The following is a 13452-nucleotide window of genomic DNA, read 5'->3' as shown; positions in this document are numbered from 1 at the left end:
TTACGAGCTACTCGCCGGTAGGTCGTTCCGTTTCATGGAAGAAATCGAAAATAATCCGCGCCATCTGTGCGGAAACGCCCGGCACTTTTTCCAGATCCGACAATCCCGCCTTGCTGGCTGCTTTTGCCGTGCCGAAATGATGCAGCAATGCTCGCTTGCGGGTCGGGCCAATTCCGGCAATCTCGTCGAGCGGGTTTTTGGTGATGTCGCGTTTTCGCCGCGCCCGGTGCGAGCCGATGGCAAAACGGTGGGCTTCATCGCGCAGGCGCTGGATGAAATACAGCACCGGATCACGCTCCGGCAGCATGAAGGGTTGGCGTCCCGGCACAATGAATTTCTCGCGGCCTGCATCCCGATCAGGTCCCTTGGCAATTCCGGCAATCGGCATGTCACCAAGGCCAAGCTCTTCCAGTACGCCGCGCACCGCATTGATCTGGCCGATGCCACCGTCGATGAGCAGCAGATCGGGCCAGGTCCCGGCATCGACCGTGTCATCGCTTTCAGCGTGTCTGGGGCCGTCGGTTTCCCGCAGAAGCCGGGAGAAGCGCCGCATCAGAACCTCGCGCATCATGCCATAATCATCGCCGGGCGTGATGTCTTCGGACTTGATGTTGAATTTGCGATACTGATTTTTCAAAAATCCGTCGACACCGGCGACGATCATGCCGCCAACCGCATTGGTGCCCATAATGTGGCTGTTGTCATAGACTTCGATGCGGGTTGGCATCTCCGGCAGATCAAATACCTGCTGCACACCGCGCAGCAGTTTTTGCTGCGAACCGGTTTCCGCCTGTTTGCGCCCCAACGCCTCACGGGCATTGGTCATGGCATGGTTCACCAGATCGCGTTTTTCGCCGCGTTGCGGTTTTGACAGCTGAACCTTGTGGCTCATGCGCTCACTCAGCGCCGCAGAAAGCAATTCATGCTCTTCGCCAAGATGGGACACCAGAATAAGTGACGGGGTGGGCTTGTCGTCATAAAACTGGGTGATGAACGCTTCCAGCACAAAACCCGGCTCAAGGCTTTCATCGGCCTTTGGAAAATACGCCCGGTTGCCCCAGTTCTGCCCGGTGCGAAAGAAGAATACCTGAATACAGGTCTGGCCGTCCTGCTGGTGCAGGGCAAACACGTCAGCTTCCCTGACGGTTTGCGGGTTGATGCCCTGCTGTGACTGAATGTGCGACAGGGCCGCCAGACGGTCGCGGTAGATCGCTGCCGTTTCAAAATCGAGGGCTGCAGAGGCGGTTTCCATTTTTGCCGCCAGTTCCTGCTGCACTTTCTGGCTTTTTCCCGACAGGAAGGCCTTCGCCTCACGCACCAGTTCGGCGTAATTCTGCGGCGAAATCTCGCCGGTGCAGGGCCCCGAACAGCGCTTGATCTGGAATTGCAGACAAGGGCGTGTCCGGTTTTCGTAAAAGGAATCGCTGCAATTGCGCAGCAAAAATGCCTTCTGCAATGCCGTGATGGTGCGATTGACAGCGCCGGCCGAGGCAAAGGGGCCGAAATAACTGCCTTTACCCTTGCGCGCACCGCGATGCTTCAGCAGTTGCGGTGCCTCATGGTCTTCGGCAATGTGGATATAGGGAAAGCTCTTATCATCGCGCAGCAGCACGTTATATTTTGGCCGGAACCGCTTGATGAGGTTGGCTTCCAGCAGCAGCGCCTCGGTTTCCGTGCGGGTGCTGACAAATTCCATGCCTGCGGTTTCGCTGATCATGCGGGCGATGCGGTTGGTCTGGCCCATCATGCGGGTATAATTGGTAACGCGCTTTTTCAGGCTGCGGGCTTTGCCGACATACAGAACGTCGCCCTTGGCGCCATACATGCGATAGACACCGGGGCTGTTCGGCAGCTTTTTGGCAAAATTCTGAATGATTTGCGGGCCGGTTGGCGCGGCGGGCTGCTTCACAGCTTCGTCAGGTACGGGGTCAGTGGGTACGGGGTCAGCGGGCTGGTCGGTCATTCAAAGCAGCCCACCACATCCGGCGTTTGCCATGCCAGATGCTGACCGCTGTCGAGCGCGATCATCTGGCCGGTCATTGATGGGGCCTGGCGGATAAAGTCGATGGCGGCGGCAAATTCCGACAATTGCGGCTGAACCTGCAGAATTGTGGCCTCAATCTGTGCCTGAAAATCGCCATCGGACTGGCGTGAGTTCGACAGGGTCGGGCCCGGCCCGATAGCATTGACGCGAATATCGGGCGCGAGTGCCTGTGCCAGTGTCTGGGTGGCACTCCAAAGTGCAGCTTTCGACAATGTATAGGACATGAAGCGCGGGGTCAGAGCCCAGACCCGCTGATCAATCAAATTGATAATCAGGCCTTTCTGTCCGGCAGGCAGACGTTTTGCAACCGCCTGGGAAAGAAATATGGGTGCCTGAAGATTGGGCTTCAAATGATGATCCCAGCTTTCCTGGGTGATCGACCCGATCTCGTCCATTTCAAAGGTCGAGGCGTTGTTGACCAGCAATGTCACCGGACCAAAGGCCGCTGCTGCCGCAGCCTCCAGAGCGGCAACGGCCTGCATGTCCGCCAGATCGGCCTGGATGGCGACCGCCTTGCCACCCATTTGGGTGATGTCGGCAACAACCTGCCGGGCTTCCGCTTCCGAGGTTTTGTAATGCACGCTGACGCAACAGCCACGCTTTGCCAGATGCAGAGCCAGAGCCTTGCCGATGCGCTTTGCCGCGCCTGTTACCAGTGCATGTTCAGTCATATCAATTCGTCAATCTGCATCAGAATCCATGGGTGTACAACACGCCGACCACATAGACGCTAAACAGCAGCACCATGAACGCCCCTATCGGCCGGGTAATGGGTTTGCAGAAGAATATAAAGGGCAGCAGGGCCAAAGATGTCAGTACCATGATCCACATATCGGGTACAAAAATTTCATCAGGCACTGCGAGGGGGAAAACCAGACTGGTTGTTCCCATAATGGCAAGCAGATTGAAAATGTTCGAGCCGATGACATTGCCAACAGCAACGGCACTTTGCCGCTGACAGGCTGCCATAATGGATGCCACCAGTTCAGGTAACGACGTTCCGATGGCGACAATCGTCAGGCCGATAGCTGTTTCGGACACACCCCAGCTTCTGGCAATTTCGGTGGCGCCAAAAATGGTCAGGTTAGCGCCAAGCGGCAGGCCGATCAGGCCAATAGCCAGGAATGCGCCCAGCAGGGCAGGCGGCTTGGTGCCGATATCGCCGAATTCGTCTTCCAGCGCGTCGCGTGCCTGCTGGCGGTGACGACGGGCGCTGCGGTAATTGTCATACAGAAAGACGCCGAGCAGGGAGATCATCACCACACCGTCAAGACGGCCCAGTTCACCGTCGCTTGCCAGAGCGATGAAACCAAGGGTGACGGCAACCATGAAGAGGGCGTTGCGCCGCGTGCCCGGACCGCTGCAGGCGGTTGCGAAGATCAGCGATGGCGCGCCCAAAACCAGCAGGATGTTGGCAATATTGGAGCCAACCACATTGCCGATTGCCAGCCCGAACGCGCCTGAGGCCGCTGCTTCCATGGAAACCACCAGTTCGGGCGCAGAGGTTCCGAAAGCCACAACGGTCAGACCGATAATCAGAGCCGGGATACCGAGACGTTCGGCTAGGCCAACAGCGCCGCGTACCAACAGATCACCAGCGACAACCAATATGACAAGACCGGCGATAAGAGCCAGATAGGTGATCATTACGAGGGAGCGTCCTTGATTTGCGGAGAGCACCCGGAATTGCGCCCGGCACCTGATTTTTTAGCGCGCACAGAGGCATGCCGGATCGGCAACCGCCAACCCCATGAGCCCCCTGTGCTGCTAGCCTATATAAGACAGAAAATCCGGATTTGAAGCGTCGGGCCCGAAATCGAGGCCAGTTGGCAGGGCCATAGACTGAGGTTATGAAGGCGTTTGTGTGTGGCGCAAAAACCATCAATTATGCCTGTGGCTGGAAGCTTCAAGCAACTAAGTGGAAATTGGCAAGAAGCGGCAATGCCGGACGAGGCTAGGATTTGATTATGAGCGATGAAGAAGATTTCAAATTTTTTGAGATGCGGAAGGAAGGGAAAACATATATTTCAAGGGTTTTTTCTTACGATGCGCACTCCACCGAACGACGTCGCCAAGTGCGTATAGTGCTTGAAGGTTCGGATAAGTTGCATCTTGGCGAGATTGAGGGGGCGATGTGTCTTCGACTAACTGGGAAGACACGGAAAACGCAAATTACGGCGTACGTGAGTCAAGACGACAAGCAGATCAAACGAGTCACGTTGCAGTCCTTCAAAAATCGGGCAGGTGATTGGATACAGTCTGTTGAAAAGGATGAATTCACGTTCCGAAGTGACGAATTTGAACGGTTGGTGTGCTTTCTAAAACAGATTGAATTCATCAACTTATCAAATGAGCAGAATTTTCAAATCGAGGATATTTCAACGCAAGCAGGCAAAAAGTCCATAGTCGATGCGTCCGATAGTGCGATCATCAAGCAATTTAAGGAAATGGAAGCAGGTGAGCGAGAGCAAATCATACGGGCGCTTCAAGGGGCTCTGACGAGCGAAGAAATCAACATTCTCTTGGGTAGGCGTAAAGGGTTGGAGGAGTTTGAAAAGCATATTTGCTTGGGTGACTGGGCTGAACCTGAATGGCAGGATTTCTTCGATCGTCAGCAATGGGTTTTTGGCTATGGGTTAGACTACCGCATAATGCGTCAGTTTGATCGTGAGATGGCAGTAGGCAGTGGTGGTTCTGATAACCAGAACAAGCCGTTTGTCGACTTCCTTATGAACTTCACGGATTACACCGTTCTCGTGGAGATCAAGCGTCCTGACACTCCAATATTTAGGTCAAGCCGAGGTGGTAGGGCTGGCACCTGGGAATTCAGCCCAGATTTCTTGAGCGCCGTTTCTCAAGTCATTGAACAAAAAGCAAGATGGTTGTCTTTCGCGCAGGTTGGCGACCATTTCAACAAAACTGGAACTCGCAAAATTGAAGCGAGAACGAGGAACGCCAAGACAGTCTTGGTAGTGGGCTTACGGAGCGAATTTAGTAGAGCGGACGATGAGAGGGCAGCTCAAATTAAGCATGACACATTTGAACTTTTTCGCCGAGAGAACCGGACCATAGAGATCGTGACGTTTGACGAGTTGCTTGAGCGGGCGCAATTCATCACTCGCGACGAGTGAGATCAATGTCTAAATTGTGTCGCAGAAACGAAGGTTTTTGCAACGGGTTTTCGCAGCCTGTGAATTCAACAGCTTAGGTGTCGTAAAACTTTGTCGCAAAAGTCTAGCGAGAATCTACTGCGCAAAGCGGTCATATGGGGAAGCTATTGCCCCTTCCGCCACATTCTACGCCGCTGCTTTACGCCTGACAGCGAAATATCAAATTTGTGAGCAATTTGCGTATTCGTGAGTTCTGATTGGGCGAATTCGGCATATAGCGCCGCGATTCCCGCCTCTGACATGCGTCCATCATTACGCTTGAGGCCATCTTCTGTTGCAGAAGGAGTGTCAGTTAATAAATGTGCCTTTAGCTCACTAAGGGCACGAAGACCTGCTGCCAAGTGTTGTTCGAGTTCGGTGATGGTTGCAATGGGATTGCTCATTTTCAGACCTTTCCAGCCAAAGAGTGCATATCGATAACCCAGGATTACACACGTGTCCTTTGATGTCAACATCAATCGTAACCATGGTGTAGATGCGTATCCTTTGTTTGGCATTCTAGGAATTGAGTGGAAATTTGTTGCCGTTGCAAAAAGGCGCGATTTTGCAACAGGCGGACGACAACTTGAATTTCTCAACGGACGTGCAAGTCCGGCAACCCGGACCTGCCGCGCATGCCAGTTGGCGCTACTGTATCTCACGGCATGGCCGGCTCATTGTCCATTTGCTTGCGAGCATATCTGCACCGGCTCGCAAGCGACCGTTGGCGTATTGCTGCTATTCCGGTCTGCGCGCAATGACAAACGCTGCGGCATCTTTGGCGGGTTGCCAGAAATGTTCGACGGTCAGACCCTGAGCGGTCATGGCTTGTGTCAGCATGTCGGGCGTCAGCATGAGAATTTTTGGTAATATGCCAATGGCGCCGAGGGGCGGCAGGATGGACCGGAGCAATGCACTCTGACTGCCAATGCACGCGGTTGAAGAAAACAACAGTCCGCCGGGTTTCAACGCCTGATACACCCGGCCGAGTGTGGCGTCCAGATCGGTGACGAGGTGCAGGATCGACATTGCCAGCACTGCATCATAGCCGTCGCCGTCCTCTGGTATGGGCCAGTCCTCGAGTTCAGCCACTTCGAACCTGACATTGGTGACATTTTGCTCGACGACTTTTTCGCGCGCGATCGCGATCATTTCGGACGAAAAGTCGATTGCGTCGATATGGGACACGCGCGCGGCATGGATCAGCGCTGTGGTTCCGGTGCCGCAGCCAAATTCCAGCAGCCGATCCTGAGGGGACAGGTATCGGGCGGTCATATCAAGCTTGTGTTGATAGGCTTCGAGGTTTTTGATCGGACTGCGGGCATAGCGACGGGCCATGAGGTTCCAGAAGGTTGTGGGTTGAAAAAGCATGTCAGGTTCCTTTTTTGTGACAGAAACACGAAGGGGCGGGAGGCTGTGCCGAACCGCGTCATTTTCGCCGGATCAGCCACTCGGCGAGGGTTATAAGGATGGGTCAGGCCAGACCATGGGTCGCTTCCATAAATTTTCGCCTTCCGGCTCAATTAGCTGCGCTAACTGGCGTCTTCGATGTTGAACACCTCTTCAAGCGGTTTGCCGAAAACACGGGAGATGAGAATCGCCAGTTCCAGCGTCGGCGAGTATTTGGCATTCTCAATGGCGACGATGGTCTGGCGTGTCACGCTGACTTTTTCGGCCAGGTCTTTTTGCGTCATTTCACCGGCGTCAAATCGCAGGCGTCTGATGTTGTTGGAAATTTTCAATTTCCCCATGGCTTAATAGCCCCGCCGGTAACTGATGAATTTGATGATATCGGCGGATAGTGAGCCAAGTGCCATGGCGAAAAAGATGATGTTGAATCCAATCAATGCCGACCAGCCATAGGCCAGCCCGACCAGCGCCAGCATGAAGCCAGCACCCGCACAGACCACGACAGCCGTGCTGCTGCGCCGGTCAAACAGGTGATCACGCTCATCGACCAGAAAGCTCGGTTTCGGGTTGCCGGTGACGATTGCGTAGCCAATGTTGAACAGGATTGTGCCGACGATGGTGACGCCAATCGAAATCGGGATCACCCAAACCACCATCCGCGCCCAGACATTGACGGCATCGGGCCCGTCGAACAGGCTCGCCTGGTTCATGTCGAACAGCCGAAACACGATGTAGAAATTCACGATCAGGGCCGTGATGATCGACACCACATTGTTGCGGTCCTTGTAAATCATGATGGTCTTCCTGTGTGGCGCAGCCGTTCGGCGCGAGTGGTCAAAATAACTGGACACGGAGTATGATATTTAATTCTCTATGTCAAATATATTTTACACGCACTGAATTGCCTCAGGTCAATGTTGGAAAACAGGGGCTACGCGAGACCACCGTGAGAACAGCACTGCCTTGGAGACGATGGATCAACTTTTATCAACCAAAAGCACAGCTCTGCGAGGCAGACAGCCTCGCCGCAAAATCCAAGGACAAACTTTTGACGTGAAATGAGCACAATTCGTCACAAAATCAACTGAATTTGCCCAATGCCAAGCCGCAATTGTCGCTGATAATGTGCCGATAAACTATTCCGTCATGTTGGTTACAAATGCTGGAAAGCGTCCGATATGGCGGTTGGCTTGAACCTGTAAGGAGTACATATAGCATGCACAAACTGCCCAAAAGTTTTTATCCGAAGAAACCAAAACACAGTCTCAGGGTCGCTGGAACGGCAGGCGTTGCCGTGCTGGCACTGACACTTGCTGCCAGCGCTGCCGATCCGGTGCAGGAACAGGTTTATGAGCCTCTGCCGGTTCAGGACACTTTGTATGACTGGTCAGGTGCCTATCTTGGCGCGATGCTGGGATATACCTGGGGCGAATACGAACCTGAATCGATGAGCAGCGTTGACGATGATGGCTATATTGCCGGCGGCTATGCGGGCCTGAATTTTCAGTCAGGTAGTCTGGTCTTCGGTATTGAAGGTGATTTTGCCGCGGCCGGTCTGGAAAAGAGCTACAGCGGTGGATCAGTTGAGACGGACATGATCGGCAATGTGCGTGGTCGCATAGGTTATGCATTCGATCGCGTACTTGCATATGGTGCCGGTGGTGCTGCCTTTGCCAATGTGAAGGCCAGCGATGGAGCGGTCAGCGATGAAAACTGGCAGACCGGTTATACGGTCGGTGCCGGTGTGGAAGCGGCGATGACCGACAATCTTCTCGCCCGAGTGGAATATATGTACACTGACTTTGGCAAAGAAACCTACGCTCTGACCACAGATACAGATATCGAGCTGAAGACACACACTGTGCGTGCAGGCCTGGCCTACAAATTCTGATTGCTGCCGCTACAAAGCTCAACACTGACTAAATTCAGCCGGGGTGACGTTTTGTCGCCCCGGCTGTTTTGCATGAAATGGCAGAAAACCGATAGATTTCAAATTATTAACCATGTCCCTTAAGCGTTGATTGTGGTTTCCAAGAGATAAACGACACAAGCCGGATTTTACCGGAATGTGTAATATTATCTGGAGTAAAAACCATGGTTTTGCGTTTGGCACTTCTTGCGGCCGGCTCCGCCGGTGCGCTTATTCTATCGTTTAATGCCGCAATGGCAGCGGATCCTTCCGACAATGGCATGTATCAGCAACCTGTCTACAATTCGGCACCTCCCGCCGACTGGACCGGATTGTATATGGGTCCAATGCTGGGTTATATCTGGGGAAATCTCGATCCCAATACGGGTGCAAAAGTCGATACTGACGGCCTGCTTCTAGGCGGGTTCGTGGGCTACAATTTCCAGATGGGCGCGCTGGTGTTCGGTGCCGAGGCCGATATTGCAATGACAAGTATGGATGGCAGTGAAAACGGAACCGATGGTGACGTTGACTGGACCGGAAGTGCGCGCGGCCGTCTTGGCTATACTTGGGACCGCCACATGATTTACGGAACCGCCGGCCTTGGATTCCTCAGCGCGGATATCGATCTTGGCGGTGCCAGTGACGAAAACACCCATGTCGGCCTTGTTGTAGGCGCCGGTTTGGAAACAATGGTCAATCAATCCTTCAGCGCCCGCGGAGAATATCTTTATTCCGGTTATGGTGAGAAGGATTACGGAGCCTTTGACGCGGATGCCAGCACCCATGCCATCCGGGCGGGCCTTGCCTATCAATTCTGATTGTCAGTCTATCAGCTTTATTACAGAAGGCCTCACACCCTGTGTGGGGCCTTTTTTGTCGAGCCGGCAGATGTAACCATAAAACGTTCGCTAAATCGGGAATGATCTGCTGCAGGGACATCACGCGAGGGACCCGGATCAGTTCAAGGTTGCAGCCGGGGATCCAACGCAAAGCGTTCCTGCCAGACATCATCATAGTCTGTGACGGTTTTGTCAGCATTGAAAATCAGGTTCCAGCTGTGGCGTGACACGGCGCTGGGGATGAGCACGAAGCGGTGTTCCTTGAGTAATTCGTCTCCGTATAATTGCTGGTTGGTGTTCGGAGTTCCGGGGGTCAGCCAGTTAGGGTTTGGAATATCGTCAGGTGTTACAACTGTGATCAGGGCAGGATCGTTTATTCTGCCGCAGATCAGGATGTGCGGCTGTGTATCAAGCACATTGAAACCTTTGTGAACCGCGACTTCAAGCACCGCTGTTGCCGGATCAAGGGACGCATAGATAGTGCGAACGCCGGATGAGTTCCAGCGTCCGCCGACCCTGAAGCTGCCTTCACCGCTCTGCCAGGTTGCAGCATGTCGTTGCGCATCGAGGCGCCAGAAACGGAGTTCTCCGGTTCCCAAAGGTGGCGGAAGCGGGGTCACGCATAGACCCCATATTCAATACGAGTGAGATAGTCCTCCACCGCTTCCAGTCCGATTGAGGTTGCAAGCAAGTCGATGGGTTTGCGTTGGTTCAATCCGATCGCAGGTCGGTTCATCCATGCCTCAGCGTCTTCTCTGGACCCGAAAATCTGTGTGGCACGGCCAAGTATCTCCGCGAATTTCCACGTGCGGTTACTTTGGTCAACGTCAAGCAGGGATCTATTGGCGGCCGCCTTTCGGCGTTGAAGCGTTCTTACGCTAATCCCGACCGCCTTTTCCAAAATCCCTCGGGAAGATGTCAGGAAACCAACCTCTTTCGTCAGATGCAGTAGCGCCGACGCAGGCAGCCCGGCGATGAGCAGGTCGTGGGCTTCCAGATTGTTTCTGACTGGTCTGCCGATGGTGGCCTGACCGCCCAGAAGCGCAATGGTGCGGGCAATATCGTCATGCTCTGCCAGTGTTGCTCCAGCCATGGGAACCTCCATTTTGTGACAGGTGTCACTTAAATATATGTCATCTGTCGTATCTGTTTTCAAGATCAGTGGCAAAATCGCATTTGGCAGACTGAGCTGTCCGGCCACAGGCTGGACAGAAACGCTTTTGTGCAAAACGTGCTCTAACAGCGTTCGATCCGGCGCTTAGGGGTCAATCCGTGTGGCGGAAAAGGAGGGAACGAATGCGCTGAAACCATCCAGCCATGCGACCAATGCGGGATAGGTGTCGCGCCACTTTCCAGCAAAGCGAAAATCCAGATAACCAAGTGCGCAGGCGAGCGCGACGTGGCCGATATGGATGTCATCGATGGTTTCCATGGTTGGCGGGCTGGTTTCAAGCGCCTGCAGGCCCCGCATCACTTTTTCGGCCTGATAGGACAACCAGTTTTCGGATTGCGATTGTTCGGGACGAAACCGTTTTTCATAGACCTGGATCAGTGCTGCTTCGATGATGCCATTGGCCAGCGCCTGAAGCGTGTAGGCTGGAAATCGAGCCTCACCCGAGGGCACCAGTTTCCCGCCTCCGGCCAACTCGTCGAGATAGTCCAGAATGACACGACTGTCATACAGCGCCGTGCCTTGCGTGGTGATCAGAATGGGAATCTTGCCAAGCGGGTTTTGCTGGCGCAGCGAGTCGTGCGGATCCGTGGTATCAGCTGCCTCAACGGTGATCTGATCCATCACGCCTAACAGATTTGCTGCAATCTTGATCTGGCGGCCAAAGGGTGATGGCGGGGAACTGCGCAAAATCATCATCAGACGGTCTCCTGTTTCAAACCGCAACATAGGGGCTATGTCGGTGCGATATTCAATTCAATTTTTCGATGAATCGCGAGGCGGCCTTTCTCGATCGGCATTGTCCTTCGAGCGGTAACATCACATGGTCTTGGCAGTGGTCGATTCCGCCAGCTTTCTTGTTTTCGCCGAGCGAAGCTGCAGCATAATGACCGGGGCCAGCAGAACCAGTCCGGCCGTCATTGTTTGCAATCCAGGTGCAATAAACAGGAATGACAGCAGCGCGGTCCACCATCTTTGCCAGGCCGGCAGCGGGGCGAGCATAAAGCCGGAAAACGCGGCACCCAGACAGGCAATTCCCAGCATAGCACCAACCAGGGTGACGGTGAAGGCAGCCCAGGTAAAGCCATCGGCAACCAGCAGCAATGCTGGAGAATAGACAAATACGAAAGGCACCAGCGCCTTGGCAATGCCAAGCCGGAACGCGGTGTTGCCGGTTTTGAATGGATTGCTGCCGGCAATTCCGGCCGCCGCATAAGCCGCCAGTGCTACCGGGGGCGTGATATCGGCCAGCACACCATAATAAAACACGAAGAAATGAGCCACCAACGGCTCGACCTGAAGCTGGGCCAGTGCCGGCGCGGCAACTGCAACCAGAATGATATAAGTTGCAGTTGTCGGAATGCCGGCCCCCATGATGATGCAGGCAATGGCAATCAGCAGCAACGAGAAAAACAGCGCCCACTGAGTGATGGTGAACACGGAAAGCGGCCAGATGGCACTGACAAAGCCGCCCAGATCGGTGGCGGTCTGAACCACCACATAGCCGAGCCGAAAGCCGACGCCTGTCAGCGTTACAACGCCAACCACGACACCGACCGATGCCGCGGCCGCGCCGACCGCCAGCGTATTCCTGGCACCGTCAGCCAGTGCGTTCCACAGATCCCTGATGGTCAGCCGGTTCACCGGGTTGAGAAAGCCGACGACGACACAGGCAATGATGCCGTAAACGGCGGCAAAATCCGGCGTGCGGCCGCTCAGGATCAGATAGACCAGGATTGCCAGCGGTATGATTGACAGCCAGTGCTGGCGCAGCACAATCCCGGCCTTCGGCAGTTCTTCGGGACGCAGGCCGCGCAGTCCCAGCTTTTTGGCTTCAAGATGAACCATGATGAAAATGCCGAAATAATGCAGCAGGGCGGGAAACAGAGCTGCCGCCAGAATATCACGCAGCGGAATTTCCAGATATTCGACCATGATAAAGGCCGCCGCACCAAGGATGGGCGGGGTGATCTGACCACCTGTGGAGGCCGTCGCCTCCACCGCACCGGCAAAATGGGCAGGATAGCCAACCCGTTTCATGGCGGGAATCGTCAGGGCGCCGGTGGTGACGGTGTTGGCAATCGATGAGCCGGAGATCGTGCCCATAAAGGCGGATGAGAAAATCGCGACCTTGGCAGGGCCGCCTGAATAGCGCCCGGCAATGACCATCGCCAGATCGATGAACAACTGGCCAAGGCCGATGCGGGTTGCCAATACGCCAAACAGAATGAACAGAAACACATATTGCGCCATCACTCCAATGGCGACGCCGTAAATGCCCTGATTGGTCATGTAGAGATGGTTGATGAGACCAAGCCAGCTGGTGCCACCATGTTTCAGCGCGCCGGGGGCCCAAGGGCCGAACAGGGCGAATAAAATAAACACGATGGCGATGCAGGGCAGGGTGGGACCGACCGACCGCCGGGTTGCTTCCAGTGTCAGGACCAGCAGGACCGTTCCCATAAACACGTCGAATTGAGATGGATTGCCAACGCGTTCGGAGAGGATTTCGGGCGGCAGGAGCGGCAGATACAACGCTGCGGCAACTGCCAGAACTGCGAAAATAATGTCGGGTATTGCAACCCGGTCAAACCGGAACCAGCTTTTTGATGGCAACTCAGCGGCGGTGGTCTTGCGTATGCCGAACAGCAGAAACACCAGTCCCAGCACAAAAGACAGATAAATACCGCGATGCAACAGCTCGCGGATCAGGCCGAAGCCGGAGGCGTAAAAATGATAAAGCGACATTGCCACAAGCGCGACGGAGACAATGGCGGCGATGATGGGGCCAGTGGGGCGGAAGGCCATTTCCGGGTCGTATTTGCGCTCGATCTCCTCAAGCATATCCGCGTTCAGCTGTTCTCCCGCCATCAGGTGATCCCCGCAATAGAAAGCAAAGCCCGGGCGCAATTGCGCCCGGGTTCAAA

Annotated in this window: 14 protein-coding genes; 3 read left to right on the top strand and 11 right to left on the bottom strand. The window is 54.6% G+C overall.

Annotation, left to right across the window (positions count from 1 at the left end):
* Nucleotides 1-7 precede the first annotated feature (7 nt).
* Genes uvrC through RAL88_RS07390 form a run of 3 tightly spaced genes read right to left on the bottom strand, consistent with a single transcriptional unit; the run spans nucleotide 8 to nucleotide 3691 of the window.
* On the bottom strand, nucleotides 8-1963 hold the full coding sequence (gene uvrC / locus RAL88_RS07400) for an excinuclease ABC subunit UvrC (protein WP_306268350.1): 1956 nt from the start codon (nucleotides 1961-1963) through the stop codon (nucleotides 8-10).
* Nucleotides 1960-2715: an SDR family oxidoreductase gene (locus RAL88_RS07395; protein WP_306268349.1), complete on the bottom strand. Its 756-nt coding sequence runs from the start codon at nucleotides 2713-2715 to the stop codon at nucleotides 1960-1962. The genes uvrC and RAL88_RS07395 overlap by 4 nt, the downstream gene beginning before the upstream one ends.
* 19 nt (nucleotides 2716-2734) lie before the next feature.
* Nucleotides 2735-3691 (bottom strand): calcium/sodium antiporter, encoded by a 957-nt coding sequence (locus RAL88_RS07390; RefSeq protein ID WP_306268348.1) that lies wholly within the window; start codon nucleotides 3689-3691, stop codon nucleotides 2735-2737.
* Nucleotides 3692-4011: 320 nt separating this feature from the next.
* Here RAL88_RS07390 and RAL88_RS07385 point away from each other — a divergent pair, with 320 nt between their 5' ends.
* Nucleotides 4012-5175, top strand: coding sequence for a Shedu immune nuclease family protein (locus RAL88_RS07385; protein ID WP_306268347.1), 1164 nt, complete (start codon nucleotides 4012-4014; stop codon nucleotides 5173-5175).
* Between the two features lie 143 nt (nucleotides 5176-5318).
* Here RAL88_RS07385 and RAL88_RS07380 read toward each other — a convergent pair whose 3' ends face one another.
* The 4 genes from RAL88_RS07380 to RAL88_RS07365 form a co-directional block, all read right to left on the bottom strand.
* Nucleotides 5319-5597: a hypothetical protein gene (locus RAL88_RS07380; protein WP_306268345.1), complete on the bottom strand. Its 279-nt coding sequence runs from the start codon at nucleotides 5595-5597 to the stop codon at nucleotides 5319-5321.
* Between the two features lie 334 nt (nucleotides 5598-5931).
* On the bottom strand, nucleotides 5932-6564 hold the full coding sequence (locus RAL88_RS07375; protein ID WP_306268344.1) for a bifunctional 2-polyprenyl-6-hydroxyphenol methylase/3-demethylubiquinol 3-O-methyltransferase UbiG: 633 nt from the start codon (nucleotides 6562-6564) through the stop codon (nucleotides 5932-5934).
* Nucleotides 6565-6725: 161 nt separating this feature from the next.
* On the bottom strand, nucleotides 6726-6944 hold the full coding sequence (locus RAL88_RS07370; protein WP_306268343.1) for a helix-turn-helix transcriptional regulator: 219 nt from the start codon (nucleotides 6942-6944) through the stop codon (nucleotides 6726-6728).
* Nucleotides 6945-6947: 3 nt separating this feature from the next.
* Nucleotides 6948-7397 carry a hypothetical protein gene (locus tag RAL88_RS07365; RefSeq protein WP_306268342.1) on the bottom strand — a complete coding sequence of 150 codons (450 nt, stop codon included), beginning with the start codon at nucleotides 7395-7397 and terminating at the stop codon, nucleotides 6948-6950.
* A gap of 422 nt (nucleotides 7398-7819) precedes the next feature.
* Here RAL88_RS07365 and RAL88_RS07360 point away from each other — a divergent pair, with 422 nt between their 5' ends.
* Nucleotides 7820-8494 carry an outer membrane protein gene (locus RAL88_RS07360; protein ID WP_306268341.1) on the top strand — a complete coding sequence of 225 codons (675 nt, stop codon included), beginning with the start codon at nucleotides 7820-7822 and terminating at the stop codon, nucleotides 8492-8494.
* Between the two features lie 203 nt (nucleotides 8495-8697).
* Nucleotides 8698-9333: an outer membrane protein gene (locus RAL88_RS07355; RefSeq protein ID WP_306268340.1), complete on the top strand. Its 636-nt coding sequence runs from the start codon at nucleotides 8698-8700 to the stop codon at nucleotides 9331-9333.
* 143 nt (nucleotides 9334-9476) lie between these two features.
* On the opposite strand, the gene RAL88_RS07350 is transcribed toward RAL88_RS07355, so the two are convergent.
* From RAL88_RS07350 to RAL88_RS07335, 4 genes are all read right to left on the bottom strand, one after another.
* Nucleotides 9477-9974 carry an RES family NAD+ phosphorylase gene (locus tag RAL88_RS07350; protein WP_306268339.1) on the bottom strand — a complete coding sequence of 166 codons (498 nt, stop codon included), beginning with the start codon at nucleotides 9972-9974 and terminating at the stop codon, nucleotides 9477-9479.
* Entirely contained in the window at nucleotides 9971-10447 is a 477-nt protein-coding gene (locus RAL88_RS07345) for an antitoxin Xre/MbcA/ParS toxin-binding domain-containing protein (RefSeq protein ID WP_306268338.1), read from the bottom strand. The genes RAL88_RS07350 and RAL88_RS07345 overlap by 4 nt, the downstream gene beginning before the upstream one ends.
* A gap of 165 nt (nucleotides 10448-10612) precedes the next feature.
* Nucleotides 10613-11224, bottom strand: coding sequence for a glutathione S-transferase N-terminal domain-containing protein (locus RAL88_RS07340; RefSeq protein WP_306268335.1), 612 nt, complete (start codon nucleotides 11222-11224; stop codon nucleotides 10613-10615).
* Between the two features lie 120 nt (nucleotides 11225-11344).
* Nucleotides 11345-13396, bottom strand: a complete 2052-nt coding sequence (locus RAL88_RS07335; protein WP_306268334.1) for a TRAP transporter fused permease subunit — start codon at nucleotides 13394-13396, stop codon at nucleotides 11345-11347.
* Nucleotides 13397-13452: the final 56 nt, after the last annotated feature.

Origin of the sequence: Pararhizobium sp. IMCC3301 (assembly GCF_030758315.1) — a bacterium.
Classification (GTDB): Bacteria; Pseudomonadota; Alphaproteobacteria; order Rhizobiales.
This window is presented reverse-complemented; position numbering and strand designations above follow the sequence as displayed.

What these genes read in the sequence shown, in the direction of transcription:
- uvrC (WP_306268350.1), bottom strand. Translation starts at nt 1,963, where the DNA reads ATGACCGACCAGCCCGCTGACCCCGTACCCACTGACCCCGTACCTGAC.
- RAL88_RS07360 (WP_306268341.1), top strand. Translation starts at nt 7,820, where the DNA reads ATGCACAAACTGCCCAAAAGTTTTTATCCGAAGAAACCAAAACACAGT.
- RAL88_RS07335 (WP_306268334.1), bottom strand. Translation starts at nt 13,396, where the DNA reads ATGGCGGGAGAACAGCTGAACGCGGATATGCTTGAGGAGATCGAGCGC.
- RAL88_RS07345 (WP_306268338.1), bottom strand. Translation starts at nt 10,447, where the DNA reads ATGGCTGGAGCAACACTGGCAGAGCATGACGATATTGCCCGCACCATT.
- RAL88_RS07375 (WP_306268344.1), bottom strand. Translation starts at nt 6,564, where the DNA reads ATGCTTTTTCAACCCACAACCTTCTGGAACCTCATGGCCCGTCGCTAT.
- RAL88_RS07370 (WP_306268343.1), bottom strand. Translation starts at nt 6,944, where the DNA reads ATGGGGAAATTGAAAATTTCCAACAACATCAGACGCCTGCGATTTGAC.
- RAL88_RS07390 (WP_306268348.1), bottom strand. Translation starts at nt 3,691, where the DNA reads ATGATCACCTATCTGGCTCTTATCGCCGGTCTTGTCATATTGGTTGTC.
- RAL88_RS07340 (WP_306268335.1), bottom strand. Translation starts at nt 11,224, where the DNA reads ATGATGATTTTGCGCAGTTCCCCGCCATCACCCTTTGGCCGCCAGATC.
- RAL88_RS07395 (WP_306268349.1), bottom strand. Translation starts at nt 2,715, where the DNA reads ATGACTGAACATGCACTGGTAACAGGCGCGGCAAAGCGCATCGGCAAG.
- RAL88_RS07385 (WP_306268347.1), top strand. Translation starts at nt 4,012, where the DNA reads ATGAGCGATGAAGAAGATTTCAAATTTTTTGAGATGCGGAAGGAAGGG.
- RAL88_RS07355 (WP_306268340.1), top strand. Translation starts at nt 8,698, where the DNA reads ATGGTTTTGCGTTTGGCACTTCTTGCGGCCGGCTCCGCCGGTGCGCTT.
- RAL88_RS07380 (WP_306268345.1), bottom strand. Translation starts at nt 5,597, where the DNA reads ATGAGCAATCCCATTGCAACCATCACCGAACTCGAACAACACTTGGCA.
- RAL88_RS07365 (WP_306268342.1), bottom strand. Translation starts at nt 7,397, where the DNA reads ATGATTTACAAGGACCGCAACAATGTGGTGTCGATCATCACGGCCCTG.